The organism is Photorhabdus asymbiotica (genome assembly GCF_003634575.1).
GTDB lineage: Bacteria > Pseudomonadota > Gammaproteobacteria > Enterobacterales > Enterobacteriaceae > Photorhabdus > Photorhabdus asymbiotica.
In genome coordinates, this window is the sequence record NZ_RBLJ01000002.1 from 50,492 (window position 1) to 76,163 (window position 25,672).

General features: G+C 46.6%; 11 protein-coding genes and 1 pseudogene. 4 read left to right on the forward strand and 8 right to left on the reverse strand.

The window, feature by feature from the left end; genetic code table 11:
• Together BDD30_RS06905 and BDD30_RS06910 are read left to right on the forward strand one after the other, a co-directional pair.
• Nucleotides 1–7,317 (forward strand): non-ribosomal peptide synthetase, encoded by a 7,317-nt coding sequence (locus BDD30_RS06905; RefSeq protein ID WP_015835476.1) that lies wholly within the window; start codon nucleotides 1–3, stop codon nucleotides 7,315–7,317.
• A gap of 207 nt (nucleotides 7,318–7,524) precedes the next feature.
• Nucleotides 7,525–8,026: pseudogene (locus tag BDD30_RS06910) on the forward strand (transposase).
• A gap of 35 nt (nucleotides 8,027–8,061) precedes the next feature.
• On the opposite strand, the gene BDD30_RS06915 reads toward BDD30_RS06910, so the two are convergent.
• The 4 genes from BDD30_RS06915 to BDD30_RS06930 form a co-directional block, all read right to left on the reverse strand.
• On the reverse strand, nucleotides 8,062–8,451 hold the full coding sequence (locus BDD30_RS06915) for a hypothetical protein (RefSeq protein WP_015835479.1): 390 nt from the start codon (nucleotides 8,449–8,451) through the stop codon (nucleotides 8,062–8,064).
• A gap of 379 nt (nucleotides 8,452–8,830) precedes the next feature.
• Nucleotides 8,831–9,163: a hypothetical protein gene (locus BDD30_RS06920; protein WP_015835481.1), complete on the reverse strand. Its 333-nt coding sequence runs from the start codon at nucleotides 9,161–9,163 to the stop codon at nucleotides 8,831–8,833.
• Nucleotides 9,160–9,600 carry a DNA/RNA non-specific endonuclease gene (locus BDD30_RS06925; RefSeq protein WP_081461609.1) on the reverse strand — a complete coding sequence of 147 codons (441 nt, stop codon included), beginning with the start codon at nucleotides 9,598–9,600 and terminating at the stop codon, nucleotides 9,160–9,162. Before BDD30_RS06925 ends, BDD30_RS06920 begins: the two co-directional genes overlap by 4 nt.
• A gap of 32 nt (nucleotides 9,601–9,632) precedes the next feature.
• Complete coding sequence (locus BDD30_RS06930; protein WP_015835483.1) at nucleotides 9,633–9,959, reverse strand: immunity 8 family protein; 327 nt, start codon at nucleotides 9,957–9,959, stop codon at nucleotides 9,633–9,635.
• Nucleotides 9,960–10,050: 91 nt separating this feature from the next.
• Here BDD30_RS06930 and BDD30_RS24635 point away from each other — a divergent pair, with 91 nt between their 5' ends.
• Nucleotides 10,051–10,161: a SymE family type I addiction module toxin gene (locus BDD30_RS24635; RefSeq protein WP_121302638.1), complete on the forward strand. Its 111-nt coding sequence runs from the start codon at nucleotides 10,051–10,053 to the stop codon at nucleotides 10,159–10,161.
• 43 nt (nucleotides 10,162–10,204) lie between these two features.
• Here the strand turns inward: BDD30_RS24635 and cdiI are convergent, their stop codons facing one another.
• A complete protein-coding gene (gene cdiI / locus BDD30_RS06940; protein WP_071823795.1) occupies nucleotides 10,205–10,555 on the reverse strand; it encodes a ribonuclease toxin immunity protein CdiI in 351 nt (116 codons plus the stop codon).
• Nucleotides 10,555–11,298 (reverse strand): CdiA family toxin C-terminal domain-containing protein, encoded by a 744-nt coding sequence (locus BDD30_RS24640; RefSeq protein WP_147408125.1) that lies wholly within the window; start codon nucleotides 11,296–11,298, stop codon nucleotides 10,555–10,557. Before BDD30_RS24640 ends, cdiI begins: the two co-directional genes overlap by 1 nt.
• Before the next feature lie 652 nt (nucleotides 11,299–11,950).
• Between BDD30_RS24640 and BDD30_RS06955 the strand changes: the two genes are divergently transcribed.
• Entirely contained in the window at nucleotides 11,951–12,238 is a 288-nt protein-coding gene (locus tag BDD30_RS06955; protein ID WP_015835486.1) for a hypothetical protein, read from the forward strand.
• 195 nt (nucleotides 12,239–12,433) lie between these two features.
• Here the strand turns inward: BDD30_RS06955 and BDD30_RS06960 are convergent, their stop codons facing one another.
• Both BDD30_RS06960 and BDD30_RS06965 read right to left on the reverse strand, forming a co-directional pair.
• Entirely contained in the window at nucleotides 12,434–15,616 is a 3,183-nt protein-coding gene (locus BDD30_RS06960) for an AMP-binding protein (protein WP_041382334.1), read from the reverse strand.
• A gap of 455 nt (nucleotides 15,617–16,071) precedes the next feature.
• A complete protein-coding gene (locus BDD30_RS06965; protein WP_049795218.1) occupies nucleotides 16,072–25,008 on the reverse strand; it encodes a TcdA/TcdB pore-forming domain-containing protein in 8,937 nt (2,978 codons plus the stop codon).
• Between the last annotated feature and the right edge of the window lie 664 nt (nucleotides 25,009–25,672).

Below are 25,672 nucleotides of genomic sequence, written 5' to 3' on the forward strand. Positions count from 1 at the left end.
ATGTTAATACTATTTAAAGAACTCAGTAAAAATCGTATATCAGTATGGGCCAGTGATAATAAGTTGAAACTGGCGTTTACCGGGGAAACTCCTCCCTCCCAACTTATTGATAAGGTTAAACAGAGAAAAGAAAACATATTAGGTTTTTTAAACGAAAGAAGTATCTTCTCTGAAAAAGACTTTAAAAGTTTTACTTTTAATGAAAATCATTCTAGTTCGAATGATCCTGTCGTATCCCACAGAAACAAAATTGAAACGATATTTCCTGCCACCAGTTTGCAACAAGGGTTTGTTTATCACCATCTGACTCAACCACAAGATGATGCCTATCGTGTGCAATTGTTGTTGGATTATCACACCAATATCAACTTTACCGTCTACCAACAAGCTTGGTCACTGGCTTCACTGCGTTTCCCCATTCTCAGAACCGCATTTGATTGGGAAGGAAAAATATTACAGATCGTAACAACGGGTGCCAGTATTGGGCCATTGAACTTCAAGTTCAAAGATATCAGTCAATTACCAAAAGAAGATCGAAACAAGGCGATTGACGAAATTCAACAACACGACCGTATCCTGCCTTTTGATTTAAGTCAGCCCGGATTAATCCGCTTTACTTTCATCAGGCAAGATGAGCAGTTAGTCACCATACTGCTTACACAACATCATTGCATTACTGATGGTTGGAGTAACCCAATTTTATTGCAGGCTGTGCATGAGTATTACAACCAATTGATAAAGGGGCAAAAGCCCCAGATCGTAGTGGAACAAACTTATCTGGCAACCCAGCAATATCATCTGGATCATCAAGCTGAGTCAGATGCCTACTGGGCGGCATACAAAACCCAATTTCAGGGTGCCAATGATTTTTCTGCGTTGTTAAGTCACTGTGTCGATTTAGCGCAGATAAAAAGCATTGAAAATCCGGCTGAACAAGAACTCATTATTCAGGGCAGCGCTTATACGCAGCTTAAGGATATGTGCCGGATACAAGGGGTAACGCTGAATGTGGCCCTGCAATTTGCCTGGCATAAACTCCTGCACGGCTACACGGGCGATGCACAGACTCTTGTCGGCACCACTGTCTCTGGCCGCGATGTTCCGGTGGCGGGAATTGAATCCAGTGTTGGCCTATATATCAATACCTTGCCGCTAATGGTGCAATGGCATCCAGCAGACAGTGTAGCGGCGGTCTTACAAGATATCCAGACAGCTATTGCTGCCCTCAACAGCCACAGTGCCATCTCACTGGCCAGTTTACAATCCGACGGGGAACGGTTATTTCACAGCCTGCTGGTATTTGAAAACTACCCTGCTCCCGTGGTAAGCGAAAACCCAACAGGTATAGAACATACCCTGACATTCCGTCAGTCCGTTGAAAAAGTGGATTATCCGGTATCGCTGTTAGCCTATGAGCACAACAACAGTCTCATCATTAAATTCAGTTACGGCAAAGACTGGCTGACAGAAGCACAGACACAGCGCGTACTGGGTCAGCTTGAACGTATCCTGCACGCAGTAGCATACAACCCAGACCAGTCACATACATCAATCACCTTCCTCAACGAAGCAGAGCGCCATACTCTGCTGTACCACTGGAATCAGACCGATGCGCCTTACCCGCAGGATAAAACCCTGCAACAGCTGTTTGAAGCCCAGGTGGCAAGCACTCCCGATACCGTGGCGCTGGTGTTTGAAGACACATCCCTGACCTACCGTCAGCTTAACGAACGGGCCAACCAGCTGGCTTATGTGATCCGTGAACGTTGTCGGCAACACAAGCCTGTCCCTATGCCAGCGGATACCCCAATCGCCCTCTACCTCGACCGCAGTCTGGAAATGGTTATCAGTATCTTAGCGGTACTGAAAGCCGGCGGCGCTTATGTCCCCATTTTACCGGCATATCCATCAGAGCGAGTCCAGTTTATTCTGGCTGACACGGCAGCTTCCTGCATATTGACTCAACAGCGACACTTGATAACGCTGACAGCATACAGTCAGGCACTCATGGAACCACCGATACTGATAGCAGCAGATGACCCAACAATCACCGCAGACAAGCCTGTAGAAAATCCGGCATCAGTAAACACCCCCTCGGATTTGGCCTATATCATCTACACCTCAGGCACCACCGGCCAGCCGAAAGGGGTCATGATTGAGCACAAAAATGTGGTGCATATGGCGGCGGCACAGGCTGCAATTTTTGATGCCTTAAAAAGAAAAAAATCCTTAATGTTTGCCCCCTATGTGTTCGATGGTTCTGTTTTCGAACTCTTCCCCGGTTTATTTAATGGCCTGACTCTTTACCTTTGCAGCGAAACAGAACGCAATGCCCCCGCAGTTGAAAAACTCATTCAACGTGAAGGCATTGAGATAGCGGCTTTACCGCCAGCAATACTGAAGTTGTTAGTTGACTCGCACTTACCTTCCTTACAGCTATTAGTGACCGCCGGAGAATCCCCCTCGCTGGATTTTCTTGAACATTTCAGCCGTCATTGCAATGTCCTAAATTCTTATGGCCCAACCGAGGTGACCGTTTGTGCCACCGAAAAAATATATCAACGGGGGGGCATCCCAACCAATATCGGTAAAGCCATTAATAATGCCCGCCTTTACGTTCTTGATAATCACGGCAATCTGTCTCCTGTCGGGGCTCCGGGAGAACTGTATATCGGCGGTGCCGGATTGGCGCGGGGTTACTGGAACCGGCCTGACCTGACTGCCGAGCGGTTTGTGGCAAATCCCTTTGCCACAAATAAAGATAAGGAGCGCGGTTACACCCGTCTGTATAAAACCGGCGATTTAGTCCGCTGGCAGCCGGATGGCACTCTGGAATATCTCGGGCGCAATGATTTTCAGGTCAAAATCCGCGGTTACCGCATTGAACTGGGCGAAATTGAAACGGCCCTGACTACCCACCCGCAGGTCAAGCAGGCGGTGGTGATTGATCGCGAATATGAGGGGAATAAAGCCCTGGTGGCGTATCTGGTGACAGAGGGAGCACTCTCAGACGATGAGCTCATCAGGTACTTATCTTCTTCCCTGCCAGACTATATGCTGCCAGCCAGCTTGACCCGCATTGAGTCCATCCCTCTGACCCTGAACGGCAAAGTGGACCGGCAGGCATTGCCGGCACCGGTCTGGGGAAACCAGGAGGGGTACGTAGCGCCCCGCAATCCACTAGAAACCCAATTGTGTGCCATCTGGCAGGACGTATTGGGGCTGGAGCGAGTAGGCATTGAAGATAATTTCTTCCGCATCGGGGGCAATTCCCTGACCGCCATCAGGCTGACCGCCGCCATCCGTCGCATATTGGCAGCCGAAGTCTCTCTGGCGCAGTTATTTACCCTGAAAACCATCGCGGGCCTGACAACCCAGCTGGAACAACAAACTTATACGGTTATCCCTCATCGGGCTCAGGAGCGCTACCCCTTATCGTTCGCCCAGGAACGGATGCTATTTATTGAACAGTTTGAACAAGGCTCCGATACCTACCATATCCCTTATCTGGTTCAGCTGCATAATGATGCCTGTCTGCCCCTGTTGGAAACCGCTATTAACCAGCTCGCCGAACGCCATGCGGTGATGAAGATGGTGTACCGCTGCGATGATGACGGGCAGGTTTATCCTCAGAAACTGGACAGCAATTTGGTTATCCACTCCTGTGAAAATGCTGCCCCGCTGTTGAACATGGTTCGTACTGAAATAGCCACCCCGTTTGATTTGACCACCGAACCCAGCCTGCGCCTGTGCCACTATCCGGTATCTGGCCAGCATTACTTATTCATGCTATGGCACCATATCGCCATGGATGGCTGGTCAATCGATATCTTTATGGCGGAACTGGCAGAGATTTATCAGTCCCTGCGGGAAGGCCGTGACAGCCAGCTTCCCCCGCTGGAGATTACCTATGGCGATTACGCCGCCTGGCAACGGGACTATTTACAGGGGGACACCCGTGAACGCCAGCTCACTTACTGGCGACAGACCCTGGCCGGCTATGAATCACTGAACCTGCCCACCGATTATCCCAGACCCGCACGGGTGAATTATCAGGGACGGGATTTCCATTTTGTGCTGGACGCCCGACTTTCTGAGCAGTTAAGAACGCTGGCAAAAACACAGGAAACTACCCTGTATACCGTGCTGCTCAGTGCCTTTTCTCTCACGCTGGCAAAATTATCCGGGCAACACGATATCGTCCTGGGGACGCCGGCAGATAACCGCCACCACGCCCAAACCCACACCCTGATAGGGATGTTTGTCAATTCACTCGCCTTAAGGATACCACTTCAACAAGCCGACAGTGTCGCAGCCCTGATTAAACAGACCCATCAGCGGGTCACTGAAGCCAAAACCCATCAGGATATGCCATTTGAACAGCTGGTTGAGGCTCTGGATATTGAACGTGACACCGCCCGCCATCCGATTTTTCAGGTCATGTTCGGGTTACAAAGCTTTGGCAATCATCCCCCAGACAGCCGTCTGCCGTTCAGGCCAGTGCCGCTGGATACGCCGTTATACAGCCCGGCCAAGTTTGACCTGAGCCTGTTTCTATCCGATGGGCAAACCGAGATTACCGGGTGTCTGAACTACGCCGTCAGCCTGTTTGCAGAGACCACCCTCGTCAGACTGGCGGGGATGTATCAACGGGTACTGGAAGCCTTCGTGGCAGACCAGACCCCATCGCTGGCCGGGATTGATATCTTGTCCGGACAGGAGCGCCATACCCTGCTGCATTGCTGGAATCAGACCGATGCGCCTTACCCGCAGGATAAAACCCTGCAACAACTGTTTGAAGCCCAGGTGGCAAGCACTCCCGATACCGTGGCGCTGGTGTTTGCAGGCACATCCCTGACCTACCGTCAGCTTAACGAACGGGCCAACCAGCTGGCTTATGTGATCCGTGAACGTTATCAGCAACACAAGCCTGTCCCTATGCCAGCGGATACCCCAATCGCCCTCTACCTCGACCGCAGTCTGGAAATGGTTATCAGTATCTTAGCGGTACTGAAAGCCGGCGGCGCTTATGTCCCCATTTCCCCTGATTATCCATTAGAGCGGGTTCGATTTATTTTAGACGATACCCAAGCCCCCTGTGTCGTCACACAACAAAGGTATCTAGCCACGCTGGCGACAGACAAGCAAACATGCACAGAACAACCAGTGCTGATAGCAGCAGATGACCCGACAATCACCGCAGACAAGCCTGTGGACAATCCGGCATCAGTAAACACCCCCTCGGATTTGGCCTATATCATCTACACCTCCGGCACCACCGGCCAGCCAAAAGGGGTCATGATTGAGCACAAAAATGTGGCTCATCTGGTGGCAGCACAGGCAGAAATCTTTGATGCCGCAGAGAGAAAAAAAACCTTAATGTTTGCTGCTTATGTCTTCGACGCTTCAGTTTTCGAGTTATTCCTCAGCCTCTTTCATGGTCATACCATTTACCTTTGCAGCGAAACAGAACGTCATGTTCCCGCCGTTGAAAAACTCATTCAACAGGAAAACATTGAAATGACCATCTTACCTCCTGCTATATTGAAATTATTAATTGGGGCTCAGTTGCCTTCCCTGCAATTATTAGTGACAGGCGGAGAGTCACCTTCTTCAGATTTTCTTGAATATTTCAGCCAACACAACAACATACTGAATGCCTACGGCCCGACAGAAGTAACCGTTTGTGCGACATGGAAGCAGTATCAACGTGGCGATATTGCAACAAACATTGGTAAAGCGATTAATAACGTTCGCCTTTACGTTCTTGACAATCACGGCAATCTGTCTCCTGTCGGGGCTCCGGGAGAACTGTATATTGGTGGTGCCGGATTGGCGCGGGGTTACTGGAACCGGCCTGACCTGACTGCCGAGCGGTTTGTGGCAAACCCCTTTGCCACAAATAAAGATAAGGAGCGCGGTTACACCCGTCTGTATAAAACCGGCGATTTAGTCCGCTGGCAGCCGGATGGCACTCTGGAATACCTAGGACGCAATGATTTTCAGGTCCAAATCCGCGGTTACCGCATTGAATTGGGCGAAATTGAAACTGCACTCACTTTGCACCCACAGGTCAAACAGGCGGTAGCCATTGACCGGGAGCATAACGGCCATAAAGCACTGGTGGCGTATCTGGTGACAGAAGGAGCACTCTCAGACGATAAGCTCGTCAGGCACTTATCTTCCCGTCTACCGGACTATATGCTGCCGGCCTGCTTTATCCGTATTGACGCGGTCCCCCTGACCCTGAATGGCAAAGTAGATAGGCAGGCATTGCCTGCACCGGTCTGGGGAAACCAAGAGGGGTATGTAGCGCCCCGCAATCCATTGGAAACCCAACTGTGTGCCATCTGGCAGGACGTATTGGGGCTGGAACGGGTGAGTATTGATGATAACTTCTTTCGCATCGGGGGGAACTCCCTGATGGTAATTAAGCTGACTACAGCAATACGCCATAAAATGGGAGTTGATATTCCTTTAAATATTTTATTTAGCTGCAAATGCATTTCTTTATTATCCGAATGGTTGGAAACAGGCAATACAAAATCCAGTTTACTTAATTTATTAACACCGAAATCAACGGCAACAAATAAGCTATTTATGGTTCATCCTGCTAATGCCGGCAGTGAAGTCTATGAATTTCTGGCAGATACTTTATCTAGTATGTATAACTGCATAGGCATCGATAATTATAATCTCTGTACAGATAATCAGATAGATTCACTACACCAAATAGCCCAAATTTATAGGGAGTTAATTCTGACTGAAACTTCTATTGATCAACCTATTCGCATCTTAGGATGGTCATTAGGTGGACAATTAGCGATGGAGATTGCTTTTCAATTAGAACAGTTAGGTGCAAAAGAAATTCAATTGTTCTTGTTAGATACTATAATCAATAATGATGAAATAAAAGAGTTCAGAGATAACTTAAGTATATCAAGTGAACATGGGCCAATCATTGGAAAATTGCGGAAAATGGGGGCAAGTGATACCTATATTAATAAAGTTTTGGAAGCAATACCATTTGAACGTGGAATGACTAACTGCAATTTAAGCGGGAAATTAGCCCATACCAATATTACTCTATTTAAAGCTGGCCAAATGACTCCATATTATACAGATGAAATTCAATTAGCCATGGGTAAATTGATAACGAAAATACCGGATAATAATATCTCTCAATGGACAGTCAATCCATTAGTGATTACATTGCTTAATGACTATTATCACCAAAATATTATTGAAGCTGTTCCCATTATCAGCGAAAAAATAATTAATACGCTGTCAATTAAGGATAATATCAAGATAACTTGATTATAGTTAACGGGGCTGGCATTGCTGGCCCTGTCAGATTAATACTAATGCCTGGCAACTGCCAGTCTCAATTCAAAGGAATGTTTCTGTTTCATAAAACTGCACCTTAATTAGTTAACCCGAATTCTGTATAAGAAGTTGACGAGAAGCCTGTTCCAGGAGCAATGTTTTGGTACTCGCCGAAACAGCTTCGAGGAGGAACAGGCTATGAACAACTTAGTTGAAATCTTCTATGAGGTCGATGATTTTTGCCGTTTTTTTATCCCACAATGGACGCAATTTTGTCTTGATCATAGCTCCCGTCTGCGTCGCAGACAAGGTCATATGTCTCCCAGTGAAATCAGGGCCATTCTGATCCTCTTCCACTTGTCACATTACCGTAATTTTAAGCATTTTTATCTGGAGCATATTTGGAAATATCATCATCACGATTTTCCAACCTGGCTGACACAGGGGGTTACTCAGTGATCTCCATCGTGGTAATACGCAACAAGCGGAGTGGGATAGGATAATGTTATTAAAGCGTTTTATTATCGAAACCATTAATGGTCAATTGAAACTCATTTCTCAAATAGAGCATTCTCGCCACCGAAGTATAAAAGGATTTCAATTGACTGTTTTATATGGATTGATTGCTTATTGCATTAAAGAAAAGAAACCGTCACCAAAGATTTTCTACTCAGAAGACGATTTCCCGGTAGCGGCTTAAAACGGAATTCGGGTTAATTAGCAAAATCTCACGTTTCACTCTGCTTCCTGTTCTATTTTATAACGGGCTGATTCTTCCTTTGCTAATTCTAGCCACTCATCAAAATTATTAAGATTCCCTCTATCTTCCCATCCAGTTGATGCAAAAGCATGGATAAAAAATACTTTTGGATCACCAGAGATATCAGAACCATCAAAGCAAGCAATATCATCAGAATAAGATACTTTTGCAAATGGCACGAGTTTTCTCTCTGGATATTGCGTTTTCATTTCAGACAACCAGTATTTAGCGAATTTCTCAAATTCGCATAAAAACCACCAAGGTTCTAAATCCAAAATAGGTTCTTTATTTACTATTTCCAAAAAAGAGGATGGAAAACTAAATCCTTCTGGTAGTTCTTCTGTTGAATATAAGTAACATGTCATAATGGATTAATCCTTTGATTTTCCAGTAATTCTAGGAGGTTCATCGGAACCATAGGGGTTATTCTTACTAAACCCGCCGTTTGTTTATTTATCCTTCCTGTGATTGCCTCTCCCCATGTTTTAGGCTCAAGTCCTCTCCTAGGATCAGAGAATCTGATCGTTTCCGCTGGGGTTAATTGCCGCTAAAGATACGGGTCATACCAAACTGTATTGTGATTACAGCACAGAACACGCTGGAGCTCTGGCAGTGTCTGGAAGGACTGAGTATTGAGCCGTTTACCCCCTGTGCGGCTGTTGACTGGATAAAGTATTATCTGGGTGGGTCGATGCTGACAGAAGAATAGGATAAAACTGCCCCGGCATGGAGCCGAGGCGGATTCTAATCATCATATTTAAAATCTATGTTGATTTTCATTTTATCTAGATCAACGGTGATTTCACACCCTGACCATGCGAGTTTCCCATTAGTAAGATTATTGTCAACAAAGAAAGATCTCAGTTGTACTAATAATTCTGTAAGGTCTCCGGAGGCTTTACTATCAGGAGAAAACCAGCCTAGATCACCATTTTCATCAATATAATCAAATTCATATTTACAACCGTCATTTTCGGGAAAAAGTTTTGCCCTGACTATCATCTTCTGAGCATCGCTTGGCCCTGCATCAACCAAAAGCTGCCCAATTTTTTGATAGATATCTAAATCATCGGTCATTTCCCGCCTCCTGGCACATTTTTGAAGTCAACAATCACAGGTCTCTCACCATTAATAGAGTATTGAACGTTTAATCTATCTGGACGAATATTATTACCTGAATAAATCGGCTCTATCTTCACATCGACCTGCTTACCGTCCTTCAATGCTTTTTCCCAGGTATTTTCCATTTGTTTCCAGGCTCCCTTATTAAGATTTCCATCCATAGGCACAATATTTATTTTTTCACCGGGACCATTAAAAATACTGGCAATTAGATGCCCTCCTTCATCTCCTGTATTCCCGCACTTTCCAGCCTTACATTGCTGATATGTATTGCGATCATTTCTTGACGGAGACAAAGACGCTTCAATATTACTGCTCCTTCCTTGTCCATCTATGTGATAGGTCTTATTCCCATTGGCTGAGAATGACTGACGGCTAACGGAAGAGTCCAGTTCTTTAGCTGGACTCTTTGGATAACAACAGGTTAAGGTTGATAATCCTCATATTCCCAGGCAAAGACACGGGAAAGCTTTTGGGCTATCTCCATCCAGTCATTACCTTCACACTGTTCAATATAATCCGTGATGGTCTTTTGAATTTCAGCCAAATCATATTTACGTACCAGAAGCGTATGACGTATCAATTCCGGCTGCCAATGATGATTACAAAGCCATTCAGGTGTACAGATAAAAAGATCAAAATATTCACTCCCACTTTCCGACTCAGGCCCGATTAATAAGGATAAGGTTATATTAATAGTGCCGTCATCTTCACCGGAGTACATAACTGGATCTTTATGCATACAATTCATCTTGTTTCTCCTTATTTTCTATAGTGCTTCCGACACCACTATTAAATAAACCTGATGCAGCTAATCCCCTAAATTACCCACAGTAGACGGAATACATCTTAAGGGCAACTGGCTGGAAGAGGCGGGCTTTATGACCGGGCAGCCAGTGCAGGTCAGCATTGAGCACGGGCTGTTGATTATTCAGCTCGCTGAGCAGGACTGACAGCTAAAGGGAAGATCCCAGCTCTCAGGCTGGGATCTTGGTATTAACAAGGTAGCCTAGCTAGTAATGCACTTACCTTGTCTTTATCTTCTGGATGTAATTGAAGATATTTCTCACATGCCAATCTGACATACTCAAAACCAACAGATTCAGGTACGATAATTTCTCCCTCCCATACACCAAACATAATTCCATCAAAGTGATATTCAGGATCTGGATCTTCTAAGTCTGGAAAATGGCAGTATGTTTCATTAATAACAAAACCACATCTGTTAATGATCTTTTCCACACACTCAATTAACCTTTCTGAAAGATTAATTGAGTTAAGAAAATCCTTTATCACCCATTTAGGATCATTATCATAGTCTATCTTTTCAAAGAGATATTCATTCATCATTTCGTCACTGGGAAAAAATTAGTCACTGTCCCTGTCTTTTGGTCTAAATAAACTTGGAACTTAACACCATCTGCAGTTGCCATATACTCTCTTTTACCTGAAGCAATTGCATCATGGTAACCGTTAGCGGCTGCTTTCTGCCCCAATTCTAATATCCTTTTATCACTAAACACTTTCGGGTCATAAACAGTTTTTTCGAGAATTTCCTTTTTATACCCGCCATCAAAATTACCTGCCCTGTCTTTGGTTGGCACTTGATATTTAATATGCGTAATGCCATTCACTGTTCCAGGAGTTTGTGAAACTATTTTCACTCCATTGTCAGAAGCTGCCTTATAAAAAACATCTGCATTGTGTGCCCCTGAAATTCCTTTTTTCTGGCGGGTTGCTAAATGCTTAGGTTGCTCTATCTTAAAGTTTATTCCTTCTGGATAGTTTGTTTTTCCCGCTACCTCAGATTTAGAACCTTTATCAGCATTAGCCTGCTGGCTTTGGTCTGAGTTGATAACTTTTGCACCCGCTTTACTAATTCCGCCTGCAATCCCCGTCTGCCCCATAATCTTCACGATTTCCTGGGTCGTCTCTTCTGAGCCGCCGGTGACTTGGGCACGATGGAGCACTAAATTCCGTGATGCATCAATATTTGACATGGCACCGCGTAAATCTGCCCATTCCCTTACTTCTGCCGGCGTAAGGGAATCCAGTCCCTGCATTCTGGCTTTTTCCTGAATTTCGCTCATTCGGGCACTGTAATCACCCTGTAATGCTCGCAATTCTTTGGCAACCGCAACGCACTGGTCAGCCCCTGAACACGTTACTATCCGCGCCTGAACCCGGTCATATTCCTGCCGATATTTATCCCTGACTGTCAGCCCATCCAACCAGCCCTGCGATCATTTTGTCAGGAGTTACCATTATCATCGCTAAACCAATTATTATACTTAATTTTTATTTAACAATTTAGTGGGGAATTTGAGATAGGGTATTATGGTTAAAGTTGTTTTATCTTCAAGTTAATCGGTATAGAATTAATTACAAAGACAAACATTTAGATTATTTAACTATAAATATGCAACAAAAAGGCAAAAAGCCAGAATTATTAAAACATATCATGTATAACATCAAGAACATTAATCTAAGCTTTAGATTAACCAAAAACAAAAAAACCATGAATATGATTAAAAAATATAATCAATTACATTGTATTCAAATATTATTAAAGACAGATAATTCATCCCTTAAATAATAAAACCCATTGTACTATTTTCCTCCAGACAGGATTTTTTACGCCACCACCAGACGGTATACTCCTGACCGGAAAAAACGTAGATTCGCAACTCGAAGACGCACATCAGGACAGAAAACATGTAATTCAGAAACAAGAATCCGACTATGATTTTCTTCTATCGGTTGACTACCGAAGAGAGGATCAATGTTTGGTTTGAAGATAAAACCCTGTTTTTCAGTGACAACCATCTGGATATGACGACTGGCCTGCTGCAATACAACTCGCAACCAAAAACCGCCCACAACAGGCTGGACTCAATTTATCAAATACGATTAGGGGTCAAGGTAAGTCCACAACGCAGTCTCCACAAAGACGATAACCCGGACAATGCGTTATCATCTTTCCCATATGAGACCAGCCGTGAAGGTTACCGCAACTTCGGCAGAAAATGAGAATTATGAAATAATGAACATTAACCAACCCACACAAGTGAATAGAAAAAGGCTGGAAATAACGTTACAGAGTTCACAGATGGAAAATAATGACGAAATAAGGACATCCCGTCCTGCTATTCACAGGGGAAATTCATGCTGTTAAGACCACTGAATTTAAAGATATAATATAGCATCAAGAAAACAAAAAAGATCTTATCCGTTTTTCTTGGCAAGATCTGATAAAGCGTACCTAATTAACTTCCCACTACTTGTCTTAGGAAGCGCATTGACAGAACGGAAAAAGTGGGGGTAGTGAGATTTCCCTAATTTACTACGTGCATATTCCTTCAGCTCAGACCATAACTTTGGTAAATCAGATACTTCTTCAGCCAGAACAATTAATGCATAAGGTCTTATAAGTTCAAATTCATCTTTACTAAACCACACAGCACTTTCTTTTACCTTAGGATGCTTCATTAAAACCTGTTCAAGAACTTGCGGTGAAAACCAACAGCCATTTATTTTTAGCGTCGCTCCTGATCTCCCAACATAATAGTAAAAACCTTCTGCATCCACGAAATATAGATCTCGAGTATTAAACCAGCCATCGACAAAGGAATCCGAGTTTTCACCTTTAGCATCATTTATATATCCTTTAGCTAAGGTATTTCCTTTCACCCACAATACCCCAACCTCACCAACACTACATATTCTTCCATCACTATTTACCAATTTAACCACAAAGCCGGGAACCAACAGTCCACTAGAACCTGGGCGGCTATAACCATCACGATTTGAAATAAAGGTGGAAAGCACTTCTGTCGTGCCGATACCATCAATAATATCTGTCCCCATCTTTTGCTTTGCTTCAATATAAAGCGTTTCTGGTAAAACTTCACCTGAAGAGATACAAAGTCTTAAATTAGGTAAATTATTATCTTTAATTTCATCCTGCAAAATCATTTTTAGTATCATGGGTACAGTAAAAAAAACATTCACTGAGAAGCGTTTGAGAGTTTCAGCATAACTTTTTCCCTTCGCTAGAGGAGCCGCAATTACATGCGATGCCCCCGAAAAAAGCGAAATTAATAGGCTATTCAAACCATACGCAAAAAATATTCTCGATGGGGTATATACACATTCCCCCTCACGTAAGCCAACAACGACAGGAGTATAATTCATATTACATAGCACAAAATCTTTATGCTCATGTATCAATGCCTTTGGTGAACCTGTTGATCCAGATGTAAACAATATTACAGCCGGGTGCTCTTCAGGTAATAGAACCGCTTCATCGGTTATGTTATTACTCTCACCTACAAGACCTAATGTAATCTCATGAAAATTAATGATAAGACCATTGAACAAAGCTCGTAAATCTACATTCTGAGCAGTTTCATCACATATCAATACAAACGGATTCGCTGCACGCAGCATTTTCTCTATATGTTCTACCGAAGCTGAATAATTTATTGGACAAAAGACCAATCCCCGCCAAAAACATGCCAGCATAATGATTACACTTTGAAAACTATCAACAGCCGCTAATGCCACAACGTCACCAATATTCAACCCAAGAGTATTAAGTTTTTGAGAATATCTCTTTGTATTCTGGTTGAGCTGATCGTAAGTCAGATGTTCGCCAGTATTAGGATCAAACAGCGCTATTCCTCTACCCGGCTTGAAAATAAAATTACATAGATTCATTCTATTTCCCTTGAGAGTTTTTAGTGCATTTCTGGCTTGAATAGCCCCGAAATAATTATTGAGACCATCTCTAGAAGGTCTAGTTAATACTCCATGAAGAGATAGAACATTTTCAATTTCATATGGTACCACTGGTCCATATTGGCTTATTAAGATGGGATTACAATTATCTTTTAAAGCAAGGTGTGTTTCGATATCATTAATTATCTTATTGTTTAATAGTAGACTATTGGAAACATCGAAAAACTTCGCAATAATCATCGATAACAAAATTGATTCGTAAATAATCGAATAAGGAAGCCAGGAAAAAGCACGATGACAATCTTCCTCATGTGTTTCAAAATAAACATCTTTTATAATTAATAAATTAGCTCTCTGACAAATAAGGTGATATTTGTTAAGTACATTTCCTTGCATATCAACCAATATTGAAACTTGATCAAATTCTCTGATATCCCACAACTTTTCTCCCTGCAAAATGATTACAACATTTGCACAATATGCCTCCTGCCCTACGACCAAGTCAAAACAATCATATTGCTCAATTAACGGTAGCACGTAACTTACCACACGAACCTCACCCAACGCAGTAATCTTAATACGATTAGCACCACTTTGAATGTTTCGAGATATTTGCGTTAAAATTTCCCTTATTTGTATAACTAAAAAGTAATCCCCCAAGGAAAAAGTCTTTTTCAGTTTCTTCTCTAATTCATCCTTTCCAATAATACCTTCTATAACAGACGGCACCACGAATGCTTCTGCTTTATCAATATATTTCCCTGCAAAATTTAGCAACGCCTCCGAATATTGTTTTCCTCCATTCATCAGTTTTTCATAAGAAGTCGGCAATACAATCACATCAACCTGCGTGTACGTCTTCACAATCTTATAACTCCACAGAAAAAAGGGAGATAATATTTCACAAAGATAATTCCATACCGCCACTAACTCAGTTTCACTAAAAACCACCAGGCTTACATCCCAATTTTTTATATCTGTTATAACGTTAGGATAAACGAAACATGTAATTGTTTGCTTATGATTACATTCCAATACTTTTTTACTTGATATTTCAGGACGTGTATATGCGAAATCATCCTCTGCGAATCTGTCATAAACAACATGAGCAAGCAATTTATCACTTCGCTTCAAGGAAATGATTTCAAAGAGTATTTCCATCGAACGCTTCACAACATCTACCTGTGACAACGTAAGACAGTCCGGGATATTCAGTATTATATCTTTTGAATTGTCATCTGCCGGTAAACAAACTATTTTATGAAATATAAATAAGTAAGAACATATTACCGACATCAACTTATTTTGTTTATCCAGCTCAGCAATGAAATTGTCAAACTTATCGCTATCTTGTCTCATATAAGAAATAAACAAGGATATTTTACTTTTCCCATCACCACTCATTCTACAATCCAAGTTTTCATAAGACTGAGTAATTTCGTTCAACAACTGAAATACCTTCTCATAATTTTCACTTCCATTTTTAACGTTACTATCAACTCTGGACAACAAATCAATATAACCTTCATCATCCAATTTTTTCTTATTAATGCATTGAAATTCTGCGTTTTTATATCTACCACTTGTCGTATTTCTGCCTTCCTGAATAACTTCCATAAAGTTTTCATGAACAAATATTTCATTCATTAATTTATTTTCTTTATACATTTACACCCCTAAAAAAATAGTTAGTGCCCCTTTTAACCAATTCAATCTTTCTCTATATGATCAGCAGCTCGCAAATTATCTGTGCCATTTATATTATAGTTCGTCTTAATGTTACTTATTGCTTGCTATTAAAGAGGTTTTTGGGATCTCACCGACACGCTGGTACAAAGCATTTCTGATCCCATTTCACAAATAACCATGTTACAACGACAAGTAATGCGATATTGAGCCTGATCGTTTCAATGTTAAGACCCGAAAATTCAGCAGGTGCGCATGCTAATTCCCGGTAATTGTCACTGTAAAAATATTGAATTTACGTTTAACTGGGGCCAAGAGACAGGAAGGGCTTTGCGCCCCTCCTGTGGTTTCTCTTGCTAGTTCAAGACAATGAAGGCACCAGTACCGCTATGCGGTCTGACAGTTTTGCGGCAAGTGCTCGCAAACACCATCACCGGCTACTGGATGGCCCAAGACAGTTCAAACAAGCCATCCTTAGCCACTCCCATCCTGGTAAAACACTCGACCAAGTGATCAATGCTGATCACTGACGAGGAACCTTTCAGCTTGATTTTCAGATGCCGGTGTGTCACCGCTTGATTACCAAACACCTTGCGCATTACCAGGTCCGTGCCATTGGCCGAGTCGGTCAATATCAGGTCATCCTCGTGACGGCTGACGAGGATTTTTTCCGCATCGGCCACCGGGATGATCAAGTGGTCCAGAGCCTGGCTCAGGTCATCGTTGTCAATGACGATCGTGCGGTAATGGGACCACATCGCCTCACTGAGACGGTAAGTATCGCTATCAGCCCCGCCATGCAGCACCACGCTGTCGACACCGGCAATCAGCGGAGGTGTCAGCTCGTCCTGACGGCCACTCATCTCCCCGCCCTGAAGCAACAGCGACGAACCAATGCGCTCGACACTGGTGTAATGCACACCACCGCCCTGAATCCGGTACAACGCCTGGTCCGTTGGGCTATACACGTACGCCCCCTTCTTCCCGGCATCAACTCCGACGAAACGCAAGTTGTCTGCGGCGGCAAGGATGCCACCGACGGAAAACAGTTGACCACTGTCGACATCGAACCATCCTCGAGATTCATCTCCTTGCAAGGTCAGCACACCTTTGGTAGGCCACTGACCAGCAACCTCAGCAAGTGCTTGTGGCAGACGGGCAAGGTTGACCTGTTGCCAGTCTTTGTCGACCGCAACCAACTGCAATTTGCCATCATTGGTTCGCAACAAGATCTCGCCCTTAACGGTGGTCAAACGCAGCCCGGCATCAACTTGCTCCGCCGCCTTGAGGTGCAGTTCCGGCATCAGCTCACTGACAGCAGGAAGTTGCGCCGAGGCTTTAAGCACCGCTTCGCTACCGAACGCGGCAGCCAGCGCATCGGCAGTCATAGGCGGCTGACGATACAACTTACCGTTGGCAAGTTCGAACAGTCGTGCGCTGGAACCGTCCGCTTCGAAACCCAGGAACTGTAAATGCTTGTCTTGCAGGGGAGCCGAAGCCACCACCACCTGACCATTGTGGTACCACACCGGCAGCAGGTTGTCATTGGTGCCCTTGACTCCAAACACCGCCAGAGTGGCTCTAAAGCCGGCAACACCGGCCAAGTCCTGCCACCAGTGGATATGTTTCTTGAGCCAATGCTCGTTAACTGCTGCGTAGTTAAGCTGACCCTGTGCATCAAGCCGGGCCACATACCCATCCTCAGTTATCGCAATCAGGTGACCGTTCACATTGATCACATTAGACAAGGCCGGCGTGGTGACCCGTAATGCGCTCGGCTGGCTGGCGTCGAGTACCGCCTGCCCTGGCCCTTCCTGGCGGAACAGAGCCTTTTCCTTCTTGCTGTAGAAGAAAAACACTTCCTTGCCTCCGGGCTGCGGCATACTCCCCGCCAACACCAGGTCGGACGGGATCTTCCAGGCACTACGGGTTTGTTTGCCCTCTTTGAGGTTCCAAGCCTGATCCGCCGGTGGCGCCAGATTCGGTTTGATTAGCGTCCTGTCGCTAGTACGTATCCAGTAGCGGTGCGGCACGTTAGCAGCATCCAAGCCGAACACCGTGATCAACTCCGCACTGGTTGGCTGGATCAACCGTGCGCCCAGCGTATACGTCGGAGTCTTGCGCGGGATACCATCGCTCTCATAACCCTTGCGTATGACCTGAAGCTCATCATTATGCCGGTTAGTACCTGCCGAAAGCTGGAGCAGCTCATCATCACCCACCGCACTAACCAACTCCATTCGGTCACCGAGGATCTTATAGCCAAGCTCAGCCCCCCTCTTCTCTGGTCGTTGTTTTAGCAGCTCCTCTGCCTGTTCCTCTGGCCAATCCTTTAGCTGCTCCTCTAGCCGCTTTTCTGGCTGCTCCTTTACCTTTAGCCAATAATGGCGCGCCAGGTAAACGGCATCTCCCTCCTGCCATAGCCGACTGATCTTACCGTCACACTGGTTGAACCATAGTTCAAACTGCGCATCGACCTGTCCGGTAGCGATGTCTACCCGCCACACCGCCACGTTATCGGCATCGTAGAAATAAGCATAGTCATCTATCACCGCACCCAATTGGGCATGTCTGGCCTGTTTCTGGCTGGTGTCAGTAAACAGCATACGGTCCTTAACCACATCGTAGAACGCTCGACCGACATCTCGCCCATTGTGACGATAGTTCTCGACTACCACGTAATGTCCGTGTAGCTGATGCGCCTTATTCAGTTTTTTTAGATGCTGCTCAATTTGCTGGTCAGGCCCCTGCCATCCGTCCGCATCTACGCTTACTAAATTAACGATCGGCTGCGAGTTAGAGAAATCGACTACGTGCATCTCACCCTTGTTGACCACAGAGACCGACTTATTCTTGACCGGGTCAAGCTCTACCACAACTCCACCGAACACCAGCTGATTCTTCGACACGCTGATGCCGTTACTGGCTAGCTGACTGAGATCGATGATCCATTCACTAGCAGCAACGTTTGTGAGCTTAACTCGAGTGCCTTCGTTGAGGCCGATCTGGTACTTACCACCGTTACCCTTTATCTCGTAATGCAGGTAGCCATGCAGTTCCTTGGGCAACTTAGGCACCACCAGTTGTCGGTCACGCTGATCGAGCACCACCTCAATCGAGGTGTCGACGTACTCATGATGAATCCTGCGAATTGTCTGCTCACCCGGAAAGATGTAAAAGTCGTAGTCGAACCGCTTGTCTTCCTCAAGCCTGCGGATCACGTCAAAGCCGGTGTCGTGGCGAGTGGTAGCACCGGGGAGCAGCATGTATTCGTATCTGATGTAGGACTTGGGCGTGCCCGGCAGGATAATTGCACTGTCGCCGTACTCAAGGGACTTGGAAGCCTCCTTGTAACCAATGCCGCTGCGCACTTCGATTGCCTGATCACGGTCGTGGACCATTTGCGGAAAGTCACCGATCCAGAAGAAGTAATTGATTTCCCCCGAACCGGTAGAGCCGGAATGGGTACGGTAGATGTACTGGCTGTCGAAGACTATCTGGTTCTTTTGCAGGTCGAGGCACTTGACTACCGCTCCAGGCAGGGACACCAGCACCTTCTTCTCGTTCTCGACTTTATGATCATAGCCGTTGTGACCGTAGGCATAGTCGACCGTGTCGAAGTAACGGCCCACCGCCTTGGCATCCTCAGCAACCGCACCAAAAGCCTGCGCCAGTGCCGTGAAGCCCACTGCGAGTCCGCCAAGGATTACCCCAGCCCCACCGAGTACCGCCGCAGTCGTTGAGGCACCGACCAACCCGGCCCCCACCCCGGCTACGCCAGTGACTAAGCTAGCCGAGTCGAACGCCAGCTGGGTACCGAACACGGCCTTCTGTACATCGTTCTCGGCGTGGGCCAACTCATAGGCATCCAGACCGACCATGACTCCACCAAATAACACACCGGCACCTTCGTTGACAGTGTGACCTAAGCTCAAAGCAAAGTCCTTAAACGAGGTTTCGGCGGCCTTCACTTCGCCGCGCAGCGCCGTGCGTACCAGTTCAGTGATCTTGACTACGTCCTGGAGACTACCGTGGGCCATCTGAGTCAGACCAAGATAGCTGTGGATCTTGAGTGCAGTAGCTAAATCAGGCGAAGCCACTCCGCTTGCAGCATCATGGCGGTTCTTGTCAGCAAACCACTGGATCAGTGTCTGGACCGTAAACCCGGCGTTCAATCCGTCTACCGGCGCGACCTCGCTAACCCCTCTGCGAAGCTGCATCCGGCCATTCTCTAGGGTAAAGTGCTCATTCAACACTCTCATGTGTTCATCGACGAAGCGCCGGAATTCGACAAAAGTGCTATCGTCGGTGGTCAACCAGAGGGTCTGTTCGGGTTGGTCACTGTTGATGAACTGGACCCGGTAGTGACCTTCTCCTAGCTCTTCAGTCGTGGCAATAATCGGTAGCCAATGGCTGTCCAGTTGATACTCTTGCGCCAACTGAGTGCTGGCAACTTCGAACCGTCCCCCCAATTGCTCGGCATCAAGGGTCTTGAGCAAGGTACTTAGTCGCAAGTCTTCCGTGACCCGCTCTGGTGCTCTCACCGCCTGCTCAACCTGGCGCCGTTGCCCAATGACACTGGCCAGTTCCTCGAACCGGGTCAGATCGGCCACGTTCAGGCCATTACCCACAGGTACCTCAGCCATCTTACCGGTATCGATCTCAACCAAGTTGAAGGCTGGCTCCGACTGACTGCCGAACGAGCCATAGTGTACGGCCAGATTGCGCTCCACCAAGTGCTTGTTCATTGCATTGAACAAATTCTTAGTGTTGTCAAAGGCAAAGATTCCGACGTTCGGGTCATAGAAGTAGTAGCGACGCCCTTCAGCTGTGACAGTGATCCCTACCATCATCGAGTGATTCTGGGTATTAAGCGCGAACATCGCAGTGTGGGCCGTTGTAGTCAGCCGCGACACCACTTCGGACAAATTGGACAGACCCAACTTTGTGGATGCCTGAACGGCTTCGACATTGGAGTGCAGCCTGATCAGGCTGTTCTTGAGCAACGTAGAGCCGCCCGCCTGTGGGTCGGCAGAAGCGAAGAACAGTTTTTGCACCAGATTGTTGATGCCGGTCTCTCCACTACTAGCCAATGCCACAGCCATGGCTCTAACCAAGGGGTAACAACGACCACCGGATCGGTCACCGACCAGCAACAGATAAAAGTCTTGTGGTACCAGGCGATTGAAGACACTGCCGGCATCATGGAAGTCCTCACTGAACACCGCAGTCTGCCGCAGTACCTTGTCGATGTACTCGGCCTGGCTGGTTTCGGTGATGCGACCGCTCAAGGCACCTCGTTGTTCGGTGGTGAGTTTTCCCTCAAGAAATAGACTCTTCATGTCCAGGACTGACGTTTTATCATCCACCCCGGGGATATTGATCTCACGGAAGTTTTGCAAACCATAGGCAAACGCGGTGCCCAGCACACCACGTTGGTAAGCCTCGGCGATCGCATAACGCTCACCTACGCTGCTGGTACGCTTCCCGCCCTGAATGGCCGTATCGTCAATCCGTACCACCGCAGCGCTACCGTCTTTGGCCTTGATCTGCTGCCAGAGCCAAGCCTTTTCGACAAAGTCAGCTTCACGCAATACTGAATCGTACTGTGCCCTGTAGTAATCCTGCGTAAGATTGAGTTGCTTGATCTGCTGGTCGATCAAGGCTGTATCGCTTGAGGTACGTCGTGCTTCCTGGAGCTGTTGGTGCTTGCCCGCCACTTGGTCGATGTCAGCTTTGACCTTAGCCTGAACCGCTTCGCGCAACCGGGTCCATGCAGCAATCGCTGGATGTTCGGGAGAAAACTCGCCCTCTGTGTAGACACCGTCGGCAACCCCTTCAACCGATACCCCAAACTGCGTTGCTACCTTCTTCAGTTGTTGGTGAATCTGTTCGCGGTAGGTGGCAAACTCGCCCTGATTGTGCTGCCCAACTTGACTGTCGGCGACCAGGATCGAGAGTGGCTCCCCACCATCGCGTAACTTCGGCCAGACCCTCTGCCCATCTTGTTGATATTCTTGACGTTGGAACGCCAGTTGCCATTCGCCATCAACGTACTGCATGTACGCCGTAGCAAGTCCCTCAGTGGTACCGGATACTTGGTAATCCTTGTAGTCGACCGCCATCACCACGTTGTCATACAGCAGCGAGCTGTTGACCCGGCCATCGTGGTAGACCCGGTAGGTATTATCGTCAAGACTAGTCACCACCAGCGATCCACCCGACAACGTACCGGTGAAGAGGAAATTGCCCGGTTCTCCCTGCTTAGGAATATCCACATAGGCAGGCACCGCATTGGCCTGATCTGGACCGTTGTAACCAAGGAAATACGCCACCACGCGGTTTGTCAATATGTCATTGGTGCTTCGCTCGATGTATTCAAGCTCATACAAGTTAGGCGTGACCTTCACCAACTGGACATTACCCTCTGCCGGCAGGCGACCAGACTTAACCAGTGCCTCGGCACTAATGGTATGGGTTTTGGCAAACTGTATAGGATCGGTGGCAAATTGATGGATGTCGATGCTGCCTTGACGGGGTTCAAATCTATCACCTACAGACGCCAATCCGGCCTTGAGTTCGAGATCCTTCACCGCCTGCCCCAACAGCGCCGGCATTGGACCAATGCGGGTAAAACGTGGTGGATGAAACTCATCAGCCTTCGGTAAACCCTGATTGATGATCGGCAAAACTCGCTTCATTACTCCGTCATACAGTGCACCCTGCAACGCCATCTTGCTGCCTTCAGCGCGGTACTTGTCAAACATCTTTAACATGTCCTCGCCGATACTACCCGTACCTTTCGGTTCGTAACGCGCAGCGACGTAGAAGGTTTCGAAGAACGAATGATAGCCGTTACGGATCATGAAGGCCGCATTGACCATCTGGAGCTGCCAGTACTCTTTGATACTCAACGCGCCACTGAATAATTCCGGCAAGGCATTGCTGACGGTTTGGGTGGTCCCGGAAATCCCCCCCACAAACGGGGTATCCAAGTCATTCATGTAACGTGTGGCGTCATTATTGGGGTCCGGACGGAATTGGTTGTAGCTGCGGTATTTATCGTCCTTGATCGGGTACGAACCACCGTGATACACCTGCCCCTCAGAGCTGGTATTGAGGATCAAATACGGGTCAGGCTGATTCAACCGGTTATTGATCATAACCTTGCCGGCACCCAGCTCGGCGTGGGGATTGACTGGGACCGCAGCTTTGGAAAGACCATCAGCTACCGGACGCAAAACATGGAACAAGACCTGTTTACGCAAGCTCCGGCCCTCATGACTCAACAGCGCCCCTTTAACCGTCAGACGCAGTTGCACATCGGTACTCTCAAGGCCCTTGGGACCAGCTAACAACAGGGTGAGCAACTTGCCGTCCAGCAAGCGCTCAACCGCAACCTGATCGAAAACCTGTATTTTCGGGTTGCTTGGATGCTGTGCAGCATTGGCGCTGGCAACCCGCAGGGTTTCCGCTTCGACAGCCTGAATGCGCCACTGTTCGTACAACGGAGCCAACAGCTTCTTGGCTTGGGCAATGTCACTTTGTACATAGCCACTTTGCAGGACCTTGACTACAGCCGGGTTCTTCACCAGACTCGCCGCTAACCCGAACAGCAGCGGGTCATGATCAACGCTCTGCCAGACCGCAGCGGCGAACGCCTGTTCCCATAGCACTTTGTTCAGGTTATTGCCCTTGATATCGCGCATTCTGTCATAGGTGTATTCCGTCTCCAACACTCCTGCGGGGGTGATGTGGTTGCGTTCAAGCAAACGCACCAGTTGCTGCTCGAACTCCGTGCGTTCGCTGCTACCTTCGAACAAACGACTAGCCTCCGCACCATCGTCTCGCAATTGATCCAGCTTCTCAAAAAATGTAGCGTTGTATTGATACAATTCAGTGGTCTGCGCCTTACTCAAGTGACTACTGCTAATCTTGTCGCCGTCAACGCTCATCACCACGAAGGGCGTTGCCGACAAGTAGGTTTTGCTCGGGGTTTTGCCCTGTGGCATTTCTAGCAAGTACTGACGACCGGCAAAACCGACCGAGCGTTCCAGCTCATGGATATTGACGAAAAGCCCGTCACGGTCCGGGTGGTAACTGTTCTGGCGAAACCCCTCCAGGCCGATAGTCTGGAAGCTGGAGATATCAGCGTTCTGGTTAATCAGGTCACTCAAGGCGCCTGGCAATGGCACCTCACGAGAGATAGTGGTATTCAGCGCCTGACCAACCACCTGAATCCCAATCTGGTTCGGCACCTTGCGGTCAACGTTGGTCAACAGCATCTTGTGACCGTCACTCAGCAACTGTGCCTTAAAACCTTCGCGCAAGGTACTTTCCGAAACCAAGTAGTTGGCAAAGTACTTCTCGACGAATGCAGTTTTGACCAGCACCGAGCGAATTGGCGCATAGGTCGGTGAACGGAAAGATGGAGGCTCATTTTTGAGCCGGTATTGTTGTTGCCAGGCTAGGGAGCGGGCTGCGGTACCGAAGGAGAAGTTGAGTACCCCATTCGTCGGTACGACCAACCTACCTTTCTCCAGGAAGAAGTCCTTGAAGCGGCCATCAGTGCTGGCATTGACCAACGCGACGTTCATGCGGATGTAGCCAGGACGTTCCTCCATCATCAAGAGTGAAATATTTACCGGCAGATCATCAGAGGCTTGAGGCACCTTGGTCAGCGCGTCGAGGGCCGCCGCTTCTTCCTTAGGAGATGATGCATTGAGAAAGGCGTTGTAGCGGGCATTGACATCCTTGTAAGCTTGCAGTTCGGAAAACAGCGTCACATATTTTGGGCTAAATGTAGAGTCGGCTACCTGTACGGTCAGTTGCTGTTCCAAACGCTTAATCTCGGCATCCAGCTTAGCCCGCTTGTTCACCTTATCCTCCTTCAGAATCATCTCCTTCGAGGTCACCTCCTTCAGGGTCGCCGTCTCCACATTCAGGGGCGCCTCATTCAGGGTCTTTAAGCCGCCTGGACTCAGCATGCCCAGGGCCTTGCCCCAAGTGCTGTCAAAGTGCGTTATGGCTGTTTGCTGGCGGCGATATAACAAGATGTCACGGTCCAATTGCTGCTTGTAGGCGTTGACCGCCGGCGTACCGGGCACATTGTCCATCTGCTTGCGTCTTTGCTGTAGCGTCTGCAACTGGTCGCCGACAGAAATAGGGTTGTCCTGCATCTGAAAATGCTGAGCAGCCAGCACACTCAGGGTACTCTGCTGTATTTCTTGCAGCCGTTCGTTTACCTGCCTGATGTAGTCGGCACGCTCGTCAGGGCTCATGTTGAACCATTCGGTCTGACGACCCGCCGCTTTGATCTGTCGCTCGATCAGAGTATTAAGCAGGTTCGTAAAGTCTCCAGATATAAAAGCCATTACAGTGATCCTTTGTCTGTTTTTGAGGGAAGCCCTTCGCACCACGAAAGGCTGTCTGTCGATACGGATTTGTTATCCAATACATTTACCGTGGAATTCCCGCACATACGGCCGGGTCGAAGGTAAATATCATTTGGTACTCCTTTATTTGAGCGATAGTCGCAGGCCATGGTTCTTTAGGTTGGTGAATATTGGATAGCTAATAGTTCTTTGCTCTATAATTGTAGTCATCATTGTTTCCTTTATTTTTCGTTTATATTGCAGATCACATAAGTGATAACCATTGAATATAATCAACTGTGTATATATTTAAATATCAATTATTAATTATTTGAACTATTTATTAATATGATTATTTATATGTGGTCATAATTTTCAGTCATATTTTTACGTTTTTTATAAGACATTGAATAAATAAAATGACGAATTTTAGGAAGGTTATTTATTGACGAATGGTTATATCTGATTTTTTTAGGCTTGATATTTCAACTTATTGGGTTTTAATAGTGCAAGTGAGGGATTAATATCGTTTTGACTCTATGGATAAGTTTATTTCTGTTTTTAATAACGTGACTGTTCTCCGCCTTATCCTGTCTCTTGATCACATCTACAGGTCAAAAGATTGGCAGTGAATATTAGTGACCTGCTCCCGCCGCTAAGTCAC

What these genes read in the sequence shown, in the direction of transcription:
- BDD30_RS06930 (WP_015835483.1), bottom strand. Translation starts at nt 9,959, where the DNA reads ATGAATTGTATGCATAAAGATCCAGTTATGTACTCCGGTGAAGATGAC.
- cdiI (WP_071823795.1), bottom strand. Translation starts at nt 10,555, where the DNA reads ATGAATGAATATCTCTTTGAAAAGATAGACTATGATAATGATCCTAAA.
- BDD30_RS06920 (WP_015835481.1), bottom strand. Translation starts at nt 9,163, where the DNA reads ATGACCGATGATTTAGATATCTATCAAAAAATTGGGCAGCTTTTGGTT.
- BDD30_RS06905 (WP_015835476.1), top strand. Translation starts at nt 1, where the DNA reads ATGTTAATACTATTTAAAGAACTCAGTAAAAATCGTATATCAGTATGG.
- BDD30_RS24640 (WP_147408125.1), bottom strand. Translation starts at nt 11,298, where the DNA reads ATGAGCGAAATTCAGGAAAAAGCCAGAATGCAGGGACTGGATTCCCTT.
- BDD30_RS06955 (WP_015835486.1), top strand. Translation starts at nt 11,951, where the DNA reads ATGATTTTCTTCTATCGGTTGACTACCGAAGAGAGGATCAATGTTTGG.
- BDD30_RS06915 (WP_015835479.1), bottom strand. Translation starts at nt 8,451, where the DNA reads ATGACATGTTACTTATATTCAACAGAAGAACTACCAGAAGGATTTAGT.
- BDD30_RS06960 (WP_041382334.1), bottom strand. Translation starts at nt 15,616, where the DNA reads ATGTATAAAGAAAATAAATTAATGAATGAAATATTTGTTCATGAAAAC.
- BDD30_RS06965 (WP_049795218.1), bottom strand. Translation starts at nt 25,008, where the DNA reads ATGGCTTTTATATCTGGAGACTTTACGAACCTGCTTAATACTCTGATC.